The organism is Stenotrophomonas sp. G106K1, assembly GCF_037969685.1.
GTDB classification, from domain to species: Bacteria; Pseudomonadota; Gammaproteobacteria; order Xanthomonadales; family Xanthomonadaceae; genus Stenotrophomonas; species Stenotrophomonas lactitubi.
The window spans coordinates 357,457-368,170 of sequence record NZ_JBBPFR010000002.1; the positions used below are offsets into that span (position 1 = coordinate 357,457).

Sequence of the window (10,714 nt, forward strand, 5' to 3'; positions counted from 1 at the left end):
GCTGAGCATGTTCAGTTTTGTGCAGGACTCGCTCCTCAACCTCCACCGGCAATGGCCGTTAACCCGGTGCGTGCCTTCCCGCGCCGGGTTCCGATCCGGCGGGCAGGCGGCCCGCGCGACGGATCGCGCATCTGCGCGGTGCCCTGGTGGCACCGGTCGACCTGAACTGCCTGCGGATCCTCCCATGTCTTCTTCCCGTTCCGTCGCTGCCCGTCGCCCCGGCAGCATCGCCCACAAGCTGATGCTGGGCACCGCGGTGATCGCGTTGCTGTGCTTCGGCGCGACCGCGTTCCTGATCTATCACCAGGCCAGTTCGGCGCTGGTGTCGTCCTCGCGGCAGACCATGGCCAGCGAAGCCCGTGCCGAGGCGCGCCAGGTGGCTGCCGACCTGGGCACGGCCTTTGCCAGCAACGATGCGATGGTGGAAACCGTGCTGGCCCAGCGTGCGCGCGGTGATGCGCCTGATCGCGCCAGCCTGGCCAATGTCATCGGCGAGCAGCTGCACGCGCACCCGGAATGGCTGGGCAAGAGCACCATGTGGGAGGCCAATGCCTTCGACGGCAAGGACGCCGAGTTCGTCAACAGCGAGGCGCACGACGCCACCGGCCGCTACATGAGCTACTGGGCCTGGCAGGACGGCAAGCCGCAGCAGTCGACGATGACCGACTACACCGAGACGCCCAGCGGCTCGGGCAACTGGTACATGGTGCCCAGCCGCGACAAGCTGCCGCTGGTCAGCGAACCGTATGCCTACGACATTGGTGGCAAGCAGGTGCTGATGAGCACGCTGAGCACGCCGATCGTCGAGAACGGCACCTTCCTCGGTGTCTTCACCGTCGACTTCTCGCTGGAGGCGCTGCAGAAGCATCTGGCCACGCTGACGCCGATGGGCGCCGGCCGCGTCGAACTGCTGTCGCCGAAGGGCGTGGTGCTGGCCTCGGCCGATGCTGCCGAGATCGGCAAGCCGCGTACCGATGCCACCACTCTCGGCATGCTGGCGCAGATCGCCGCCGACAAGACCTACGAAGCGTTCGAGCCCGACGCTGCCGGCAACGTCCGCCTGTACGTGCCGCTGCAGGTGGGTGACGCGCCGCAGCGTTTCGCGCTGGGCGTGGTGGTGCCGCATGCGGTGATCATCGCGCAGGCCCGCGAGCTGCTGTGGATCATCCTGCTGGTGGGTGTGGTGGCTGCGCTGGTGCTCAGTGGCGGTGTCTACCTGCTGCTGCAGCGTCTTGCGGTGCGACCGCTGGCGCAGGCGGTGCGCATTGCAGGCGATGTTGCTGCGGGCAAGCTGGATACCGCCATGCCGGCGCTGGGCAATGATGAAGTGGGGAGGTTGCTGGACGCGATGCAGGGTATGCGTGGCCAGCTGCAGGCGGTAATGGCCGCACAGGCGGAAATGGCGCGCCGCCATGATGCCGGTGAAATCAGCTACCGCATGGATGCCTCGGTGTTCCCGGGGGAATATGGCCGCATGGTGGCCGACAGCAACCAGCTGGTGGCCGACAGCAATGCGGTCACCCAGCGCCTGGTCGAGGTGATGCAGCGCTACGCGGTGGGCGACCTGAGCGTGGACATGGGTGCACTACCGGGCGAAAAGGCGGTATTCACCGCTGCCATGGCAACCACCAAGAGCAACCTGGCGGCGATCAACGAGCAGATCCAGCAGTTGGCCGCAGCGGCGGCGGCAGGCGATTTCGCGGTGCGCGGCGATGCCCAGCGCTTCGAGCACGACTTCCGCCGCATGGTGGAAACCCTGAACACCATGATGCAGGTCAGTGACCACAACCTTGCCGCGCTGTCGACGCTGCTGCGCGCCATCGCCGCCGGTGATCTGAGTACGCGGATGGAGGGTGACTTCCACGGGGTGTTCGCGGTGATGCGCGATGACGCCAACAGCACCGTGCAGCAGTTGACCCAGATCGTAGGCCAGATCCAGCAGTCGGCATCCAGCATCCGCCTGGCAGCAGGTGAGATCGCGTCGGGCAACAGTGACCTGTCACGCCGCACCGAGCAGCAGGCGGCCAACCTGGAAGAAACCGCCGCGTCCCTGGAGGAACTCACCTCCACCGTGCGCCAGAACGCTGATCACGCCCTGCAGGCCAACACGCTGGCGGCCTCGGCCGCAGGCGTTGCCAGCGAAGGCGGGCAGGTGGTCAGCCAGGTGGTGCAGACCATGGAGCAGATCGAGAGCTCTTCGCAGCGCATCGCCGAGATCATCTCGGTGATCGATGGCATCGCCTTCCAGACCAACATCCTGGCATTGAACGCGGCTGTGGAAGCGGCGCGCGCGGGCGAACAGGGCCGCGGTTTCGCGGTGGTTGCCAGCGAAGTGCGCGCGCTGGCGCAGCGCTCGGCGGGCGCGGCCAAGGAGATCAAGGAGCTGATCGACGCCTCGGTCGGCCATGTCGGTGCCGGTGCGCAGCTGGTGCATGGCGCCGGCCGCACGATGCAGGAGATCGTCGGCCAGGTCGGCCGGGTCAACGAAATCATGGCCGAGATCTCGGCCGCCTCGCGCGAACAGTCGGCCGGTATCGAACAGGTCAACCAGACCGTGGTGCAGATGGACGAGACCACCCAGCAGAATGCTGCGCTGGTGGAAGAAGCCACGGCGGCGGCACGGGCGATGGAAGAACAGGCCGAGCAGCTGGCGGTAGCGGTGTCACGCTTCCGCCTGCAGGCCGACAACCGCCCGACGGCTACGTTGCGCGCTGCCTGACCGGGGCCGTGAACGAAGACGCCCGGCCAAGGCCGGGCGTCGATGTGCTGCTGCGCTGCCGAGCGCTGGGGCTTAGAACATGCCTTCGAAGGGGTTCCAGCTGGTGTTGCCCTTCACCTGTTCCAGGTAATAGCTGTAGTTGGTGCTCGACGCCACCAGGAAGTTCATCGCGATGAACAGTGCACGGGCCACGATGTCCGGCAGCACCAGGCTGACCGCGATCAGCACGATGTTGATGCCGATCACCACCAGCGCCTTGCGCCACATGCCCAGGATGAACAGATAGATCGCGCCGAAGAAGAAGGCGAAGAAGTTCAGGTTGATCTTCAGGCGGTCGCCGAAGGACAGGGCCTTCCACGCCTGCTTGAAGCCGGGCTCCTTGGGGGCGCCGTGCTGCTGGAAGAAGTTGAAGCGGAACTGCCACTTCGGGCTGAAGCGGGTCAGGTCGACGGTATTCATGTGAGTAGGGACTTCCCTGTTAGGAAAACGTTTTCATGATAAGTGAGTCACATTCAGCAAACCAGCTTGGAGCGTCAAAAATGTGACGTTCCTACGGCAAAGGGCTTGCGTCCCGGTGCCGCACCGTCACCCATCCGCCTTGTTTTTAGGATAGGGTGCGCAGTTCCGCTGCCACCCCGGCGCTTCACGGGTAGCAGCGGTATGTCCATGGAGGTTGCATGACCACACCTGCTACACCGGAAAACGCACCCGGACCTGTGCTCCTGCCGACACCCGAAGTGGTGCAGGCACAACAACTGCTCGCCCGCCAGCAACTGGCGGTTGCGATGGACCGTGCACGCATCGCGGCCAGCCGCGACGCTGCACCGGCTGTGCTGGAAAACGACTGAGCCTGAAAAAGCCCCCACGATCGCGCTGGCCGGTTGCCAGCGCGATCGCAGTGCGCATCAGAAGCGCGCGGTCATGCTGAGGAAGTAGCTGCGGCCGGCGACGAAGTAGTCGGTGGCGCCGTCGGCGTACAGCTTCTTGTCGGCCAGGTTGCTGACGCCGCCACGCAGGGTCAGCACCTCGTTGACGTTCCAGGCAGCGGTCAGGTCATACAGCGTGTAGGCCTTCAGGAAGGTATTGACCACGCCGGTCTGCTTGCCGGTGTACTGCGCCGACAGGCTGCTGGAGAACGTGGTGTTCGGGGTCCAGTCCAGCGACGAATAGCCTGAGAACTCCGGGGTGTCGATCAGGTTGCGGCCGGTGGTCAGGTTCTTGGCTTCCTTCATCCAGGTCGCCGACGTGCGCCAGCGCCAATGATCGCCGAAGCGGAAGTTGAGGTTGCCTTCCATGCCGCTGGTGCGCGCGCGCTGCACGTTGCTCATCCGCGTCCACCAGTAGCCGTTGAAGAAGCCCAGCGCTTCATACTCGATCTTGTTCCTGAAGTCGGTATGGAAGTAGGTCAGGCCGACGTCGACCAGATCGTTGTCGAAGCTGACGCCGATCTCGCGGTTGGTGCTGGTTTCCGGGTCAAGGTCCGGATTACCTGCCATGTAGCAGCCGCCACGTACGTAGCCCAGCGGGTACAGCGAGGTGCAGCCGCGGCCACCGGACTGGGTCGCCGCGCTGGGCGAATTCTCGGTCAGGCTCGGGGCGCGGAAGCCCTTGGAGACGCCGCCACGGATTGTCCACTGCTCGCTCGGGTGCCAGACCAGGTAGGCACGCGGACTGACATGGCTGCCGAACTGTTCATGGTGGTCCAGGCGCGCGCCCAAGGTCAGGGCCAGGGTACGGTGCAGCTTCAGCTCGTCTTCGACGAACAGCGCCCAGGTATCCACTTCCAGTGCAGAGCCGACCACCGGGTTGCCGGCATAGTCCACCGGCGCCTGGCCGATGGTGTCGGTGTTGATCAACTCCTGTCGCTTCCATTGGCCGCCCACCGCGAACTGGTGGTCCACGCCCAGGGTGAAGGGCGTGCTCAGGCTGCCTTCGATGATCTTGTCGGTTGCCTCGGAGCGGCCGGTCGGGCCGATATCGTTCTTGTATTCGGTCCAGTACGCGCTGAGCCTGGAGGTGCCGAAATCCCACTTGCCGTCGTGGTTCAGCGCCAGCGAACTGCGCTTGAGCTCACTGGCACCCCATGCGCCTTCGTCCTGCTTCTCCAGCGCCTGGGCGATGAAGGCCTGCTGCACGCCGTGGCCCGCTTCCAGCGACACTTCCTGTGCCTCGCTCAGCTTCCACTGCAGCAGCGCGTCGACATTGCGGTCCTTCTCGCCGGCGTAGGCGTTGCCATACACGCCGCCGTTGGAGCGGTCCGAGTCGCGGCGCATGCTGTTGGCACCGATGCGCAGGCCGAAGCGCTCGCCCAGCGGGCCGGAGAAGGTCGCGCCGATCTGCTGGGTGTCGCCACGGTCGCCATCCTGCGGCCGGGTATAGCTGTGGGTGGCGCTGCCGTTCCAGCTGTCACCGATGCGCTTGGTGATGATGTTGATCACCCCGCCCATTGCGTCCGAGCCATACAGCGAGGACATTGGGCCGCGCACCACTTCGATGCGCTCGATCTGGTCGGGAGAAATCCAGTTCAGGTCCTGGCGGCCCAGGTCGGGGCGATAGTTGGTCGAAGCCGAGCTGCCCATGCGCTTGCCGTCCACCAGCACCAGCGTGTAGTTGGACGGCATGCCGCGCAGCTTGATCTTGGACTGCTCACCGGCGGCGCTGAGCCCACCGGTCACGCCTGGAATGCGGCTGAGCAGGGTGGCCAGGTCGTGCACCGGCTGGCGTTCGATGTCTTCGCGGCTGATCACGCTGATGCTGGCCGGGGCATCCTTGATCCACTGCTGGTTGCCCGAGGCGGTGACCACCACGGTATCCAGGTCCTTGGTCGAGGCATCGGCGCTGGCTTCAGCGGCGGCGAGGGCAGGCAGGGTCAGCAGGCAGGCGGCGGCCAAGGCGCTGGCCAGTCGGGTACGCGACAGGCGCGCGGAACGAAGAGGGGACATGACGGCTTCCAAGGGAGAGGAGAGACCCGGTGGAAGCAGAAGGCGCACGCAGACAGCAGGCAGCCACCCCTTCCCTGGGTCGTCGGGCGCGCGGTAGGTCCGGCGCAGCTGGGTGGGTCCGGTGCGCGGAGCGCGGCGACCTGCCTGGTTAAAGAAATGATAACCGTTCTCGTTTGTTACGATCCAGTACCTTCCGGGATGAATCGACATTCCCGGGCCGCGTGCCGGGGTTCGCCTGCTGATTGCTGAATGGGGGGATTTCCCGGCGTAGACCTTCGCACCCGGCTTACATTCGGGGCCATAGACTGAGCCGCATTTTTCGATTCCGCCCCGTTGGAGATCGTGTGGGTTCCGGTAGTGACAGACATCGACTGCGCGGCGTGACGCCGTGGCAGACAGGACAAGTGCGGACGCCGGGAATGCGTGCCAGGAACCTTGGTGCATGCAGCCTGGCCGGGACGGCCGGTCCTGCGGCCTGCAGGGGTTAGGCGGCCATGGGGAGTGAAACCATCGACGCGGAACCGGTCACGGCCGGTCCTGACGCGGGCTGGGCCCTGCTGCCGGCCGAAGCACCGCTGGTGATGCCCGAACAGACGCTGCGCGAAGGCACGCTGAAAGTCCGGCGCCATCGCACCTCGCCACGCATGATCGGGCTGCGCCGCCTGTACATCCTCGGCGGCACGGTGGCGATGACCGCCGTGGCCACCCGGATGATGTGGCGGGTGTTGTCCGGCAACGGCATCAGCGTGCTGGAGGCCTGCTTGCTGGTGCTGTTCGTCGGCCTGTTCGCGTGGATCGCGCTTTCCTTTGCCAGTGCGGTGGCCGGCTTCCTGACGGCCGTGTTCGACCGGGGCTACCGCTTGGGCATCGACCCGGACAAGCCGCTGCCGACCGTGCACAGCCGCACCGCGCTGCTGATGCCCACCTACAACGAAGACCCGCGCCGGCTGCTGGCCGGCCTGCGCGCGATCTACGAATCGGTGGCGGCCACGGGTCAGTTGCAACGTTTCGATTTCTTCGTGCTCAGCGATACCCGCCGCGAGGACATCGCGCGTGCCGAAGAGCAGGTATTCGCCGAGCTGCGCGAGCTGGTGCCCGATGGCCAGGCGCGGCTGTTCTATCGCCGCCGTGGTGACAACAGCGCGCGCAAGGCCGGCAACATCGCCGACTGGGTACGCCGCTTCGGCGGTGCCTACCCGCAGATGCTGATCCTGGATGCCGACAGCCTGATGACCGGTGACAGCATCGTGCGCCTGGTGGCCGGCATGGAGCACAACGCCGACGTCGGCCTGATCCAGACCCTGCCGTCGGTCATCGGCGGCCGCACCCTGTTCTCGCGCATGCAGCAGTTCGGCGGGCGCGTGTACGGTCCGGTGATCGCCCGTGGCGTGGCCTGGTGGCACGGTGCCGAAAGCAATTACTGGGGCCACAACGCGATCATCCGCACCCGTGCCTTTGCCGACCACGCCGGCCTGCCGGAGCTGCCGGGGCGCAAGCCGTTCGGCGGCCACGTGCTCAGCCACGATTTCGTGGAAGCAGCGCTGATGCGCCGTGGTGGATGGGCTGCGCACATGGTGCCCTACCTGGGCGGCAGCTACGAGGAAGGCCCGCCGACGTTGACCGACCTGCTGGTGCGCGATCGCCGCTGGTGCCAGGGCAACCTGCAGCACGGCAAGGTGGTGGGCAGCCGTGGCCTGCACTGGATCAGCCGCGTGCACATGCTGATCGGCATCGGCCATTACTTCACCGCACCGATGTGGGCGATGCTGATGCTGATCGGCATCGCCATCCCGTTGTTCCAGGAAGGCATCGATTTCAATGCGCTGCTGCATCTGTCGCCCAGCGTGTACTGGCGCGCGCAGGATGAAGAGCAGGTGGTGCGCCTGTTCGCCGCCACCATGGCGGTGCTGCTGATGCCCAAGGTGCTGGGCTACCTGGCAATGCTGCTCGACCCGGTTGAACGCCGTGGCTGCGGTGGCGCGATCCGCGCATTCCTGTCGATGCTGGTGGAAACCGTGCTGGCCGCACTGATGGCGCCGGTGGTGATGTACGTGCAGTCGCGCGGCGTGGCCGAGGTGCTGTCCGGCCGTGACTCGGGCTGGGACGCACAGCAGCGCGATGACGGTGGCATCTCGTGGATTTCGCTGGTGCGCGGTTACGGCGGCCTGGGCGTGTTTGGCGCCTTCATGGGCGTGCTGGCGTGGGCGGTGTCGCCCTCGCTGGCGGCCTGGATGGCGCCGGTGGTGATCGGCATGGTGCTGGCGGTGCCGGTGGTGGCACTGACCTCGCTGCGCGGGCCGGGTGCCTTCCTGCACCGCCTAGGCCTGCTCGACATCCCCGAAGAGAACATCCCGCCGCCGGTGCTGGTGCGCGCCGCACAACTGCGCCGGGAAGCGGCCGAGCAACCGCCGCTGTACTGATCGCACCGTGCCAGCGGCATAATGCGGCTCGAACGTACAGGAGCCGCAACATGCTGCAAACGGTGGAACAGGAAACCGGCGCCTCGCCGCAGTGGTCGGTGATCTGGCTGCACGGCCTCGGTGCCGACGGCCATGATTTCGCGCCGATCGTGCCCGAGCTGGTGCGCCCGCACTGGCCGGCGCTGCGCTTCGTGTTCCCGCACGCACCGGTGCGGCCGATCACGATCAACAACGGCGTGCCGATGCGCGGCTGGTATGACATCGTCGGCATGGACTTCCGCTCGCGCGCCGACATGACCGGCGTGCAGGAGTCGGTGGTGCAGCTGGATGCCCTGATCGCCCGCGAGATCGAACGCGGCGTCGCCGCCGATCACATCTTCCTGGCCGGCTTCTCGCAGGGCGGGGCGGTGATCCTCAGCGCCGCGCTGGCACGCACTGCACCGTTGGCCGGCCTGATCGCACTGTCGACCTACCTGCCGGATGCCGAAAGCGCGTCGCGCGTCGATGGCGCAGTGGACGTGCCGGTGTTCATGGCCCACGGCAGCAGCGATCCGGTGATCCCGCAGGCAGTGGCCGCGCACAGCGCCGAGAAGCTGCGCGCGCTTGGGCTGGACGTGCAGTGGCACAGCTACCCGATGGCCCACCAGGTCTGCGCCGAGGAAATCGACGCGCTGGGCGACTGGCTGCAGGCACGCCTGGGCGTCGCCTGAGCCATGGCCGCGAGCGCTGCCACCCCGTGGATGCCGGAACTGTGCCGCCTGCCGCGGCTGGCAGCGATGCTCGGCCTGGCCGAACTGGTGGTGGTGGTGCTGGCGCTGGCGCCCGATGGCAGCCGCCATTGGACGATGGGTGAACTGGCCTCGGCCAGCGGCTTCGCACTGTGGCTGGCGCTGGCGGTCACCGCCAGCCTGTGCCTGCTGCGGCAGGCGCTGTCGAAGCTGCCGGAAATGCTGGGTGCCGTCGCCGCTGTCGGCCTGGCCGCGCTGATCGCCATCCTGTGTGCGGGCATCATCCATGCCCTGTATGCCGTGCTGGGCGACAACTTCGCGCGCGGTATCGGCTTCTGGCGCTTCACCCTGGGCAGCGCGGCCACCACGGCACTGATCACCGCATTGGCACTGCGCTACTTCTATGTCAGCGACCGCTGGGCGGCGCAGGTGCAGGCCAATGCCCGCGCGCAGGCCGACGCTCTGCAGGCGCGCATCCGCCCGCATTTCCTGTTCAACAGCATGAACCTGATCGCCAGCCTGCTGCATCGCGACCCAGCGGTGGCCGAGCGTGCCGTGCTCGACCTGTCCGATCTGTTCCGCGCCGCGCTGGGGGCGGACGAGGGCGATTCGACCCTGCGCGATGAGTGCGAACTGGCCGAGCGCTATCTGTCGATTGAATCGCTGCGTCTGGGCGATCGCCTTCGGGTGCACTGGCAGCGCGATGAACCACTGCCATGGGATCTGCCGATGCCGCGGCTGGTGCTGCAGCCGCTGGTGGAGAATGCGGTGCTGCATGGCATCTCGCGCCTGCCCGAAGGAGGCACCATCGAGCTGCATCTGGCCTGTGTGGGCAGCGAGCTGCAGATCCGCGTACGCAATCCTGCGCCCGATCCGCAGGTGCCCGGGCTGGCCCTGGCCCAGGGAGCGGGCCACGCCCAGCACAGCATCGGCCATCGCTTGGCCTGGCGCTTTGGCCGCGCCGCGCGGATGACGGCTGGCTGGAGCGAGGGCTACTATGCCTGCCAGGTGACAGTGCCGATCCATTGAGGGGACGATCGTGAGGGTAGTCATCGCCGATGACGAACCGCTGGCGCGCGAGCGCCTGCGCAGCCTGCTGGCCGCGCAGGAAGGGGTGGACGTGGTGGCCGAGGCCGGCAACGGCGAGCAGGCCCTGCACGCGTGCGCCGAACTGCAGCCGGACTTGGTGCTGCTGGACATCGCCATGCCCGGCCTGGACGGGCTGGAAGCGGCCCGCCATCTGGCCAGTTTCGAGCCGAGGCCGGCCGTGGTGTTCTGCACCGCCTACGATGCACACGCGCTGTCGGCGTTCGAGGCGGCGGCCATCGATTACCTGATGAAGCCGGTACGCGCCGAGCGGCTGGCGGCGGCGATCGCACGCGCCCGCACCTTCCTGGCCGGCCGCGACGGCCAACCCCAGCACACCGGCGGCCAGGCCCGCAGCATGCTGTGTGCCCGCCTGCGCGGCAGCCTGCGATTGATTCCGCTGGACGACATCCACTATCTGCAGGCCGAAGAAAAGTACGTGGTGGTGCATCACGCACGTGGCGAGGACCTGATCGAGGAATCGTTGAAGTCGCTGGAGGAAGAGTTCGCCAGCCGGTTCGTGCGCATCCATCGCAACTGCCTGGTGGCGCGCCATGAGCTGGTGGAACTGCGGCGTGGCAGCGGAGGCCAGGTGCAGGCGGTGCTGCGGCATGGCAAGCAGCCGCTGGAAGTGAGTCGGCGCTGCGTGGCGACGCTGAAGCAGGAATTGCGGCATCTGTGAGGTTTCCGCGCGGCCTGCGGCCGCGACTGCTTCGACAGCAACAGCAACAGCAACAGCGGGTCATGGCTCGGTGTTTCTACGTGCTGGGTTGGGCCGGGGTGGGGTGGCGGGACACGCCGTAAACCCATCCATGGGGG

The 10,714-nt window shown here is 66.9% G+C and carries 8 protein-coding genes; 6 read left to right on the plus strand and 2 right to left on the minus strand.

The window, feature by feature from the left end:
- Positions 1-184 precede the first annotated feature (184 nt).
- Positions 185-2,719 carry a methyl-accepting chemotaxis protein gene (locus tag WKB25_RS04010; RefSeq protein ID WP_340568839.1) on the plus strand — a complete coding sequence of 845 codons (2,535 nt, stop codon included), beginning with the start codon at positions 185-187 and terminating at the stop codon, positions 2,717-2,719.
- Positions 2,720-2,791: 72 nt separating this feature from the next.
- Here the strand turns inward: WKB25_RS04010 and WKB25_RS04015 are convergent, their stop codons facing one another.
- Positions 2,792-3,178, minus strand: coding sequence for a DUF2628 domain-containing protein (locus WKB25_RS04015; protein WP_025879013.1), 387 nt, complete (start codon positions 3,176-3,178; stop codon positions 2,792-2,794).
- Between the two features lie 218 nt (positions 3,179-3,396).
- Here WKB25_RS04015 and WKB25_RS04020 point away from each other — a divergent pair, with 218 nt between their 5' ends.
- On the plus strand, positions 3,397-3,567 hold the full coding sequence (locus tag WKB25_RS04020) for a hypothetical protein (protein ID WP_162887695.1): 171 nt from the start codon (positions 3,397-3,399) through the stop codon (positions 3,565-3,567).
- A 57-nt stretch (positions 3,568-3,624) separates the two neighbouring features.
- On the opposite strand, the gene WKB25_RS04025 is transcribed toward WKB25_RS04020, so the two are convergent.
- A complete protein-coding gene (locus WKB25_RS04025) occupies positions 3,625-5,661 on the minus strand; it encodes a TonB-dependent receptor (protein ID WP_340568841.1) in 2,037 nt (678 codons plus the stop codon).
- A 494-nt stretch (positions 5,662-6,155) separates the two neighbouring features.
- Here WKB25_RS04025 and mdoH point away from each other — a divergent pair, with 494 nt between their 5' ends.
- The 4 genes from mdoH to WKB25_RS04045 are packed head-to-tail and all read left to right on the plus strand — an operon-like array spanning position 6,156 to position 10,577.
- Positions 6,156-8,081 (plus strand): glucans biosynthesis glucosyltransferase MdoH, encoded by a 1,926-nt coding sequence (gene mdoH, locus WKB25_RS04030; RefSeq protein WP_089237081.1) that lies wholly within the window; start codon positions 6,156-6,158, stop codon positions 8,079-8,081.
- Between the two features lie 50 nt (positions 8,082-8,131).
- Positions 8,132-8,791, plus strand: coding sequence for an alpha/beta hydrolase (locus WKB25_RS04035; protein WP_100553636.1), 660 nt, complete (start codon positions 8,132-8,134; stop codon positions 8,789-8,791).
- A 3-nt stretch (positions 8,792-8,794) separates the two neighbouring features.
- Positions 8,795-9,838: a sensor histidine kinase gene (locus tag WKB25_RS04040; RefSeq protein WP_340568843.1), complete on the plus strand. Its 1,044-nt coding sequence runs from the start codon at positions 8,795-8,797 to the stop codon at positions 9,836-9,838.
- Positions 9,834-10,577, plus strand: coding sequence for a LytTR family DNA-binding domain-containing protein (locus WKB25_RS04045; protein ID WP_340568852.1), 744 nt, complete (start codon positions 9,834-9,836; stop codon positions 10,575-10,577). The genes WKB25_RS04040 and WKB25_RS04045 overlap by 5 nt, the downstream gene beginning before the upstream one ends.
- Positions 10,578-10,714: the final 137 nt, after the last annotated feature.

Bases quoted from the DNA above. Each gene is read 5' to 3' on its own strand.
- WKB25_RS04010 (WP_340568839.1), top strand. From the start codon at position 185: ATGTCTTCTTCCCGTTCCGTCGCTGCCCGTCGCCCCGGCAGCATCGCC.
- WKB25_RS04015 (WP_025879013.1), bottom strand. From the start codon at position 3,178: ATGAATACCGTCGACCTGACCCGCTTCAGCCCGAAGTGGCAGTTCCGC.
- WKB25_RS04020 (WP_162887695.1), top strand. From the start codon at position 3,397: ATGACCACACCTGCTACACCGGAAAACGCACCCGGACCTGTGCTCCTG.
- WKB25_RS04025 (WP_340568841.1), bottom strand. From the start codon at position 5,661: ATGTCCCCTCTTCGTTCCGCGCGCCTGTCGCGTACCCGACTGGCCAGC.
- mdoH (WP_089237081.1), top strand. From the start codon at position 6,156: ATGGGGAGTGAAACCATCGACGCGGAACCGGTCACGGCCGGTCCTGAC.
- WKB25_RS04035 (WP_100553636.1), top strand. From the start codon at position 8,132: ATGCTGCAAACGGTGGAACAGGAAACCGGCGCCTCGCCGCAGTGGTCG.
- WKB25_RS04040 (WP_340568843.1), top strand. From the start codon at position 8,795: ATGGCCGCGAGCGCTGCCACCCCGTGGATGCCGGAACTGTGCCGCCTG.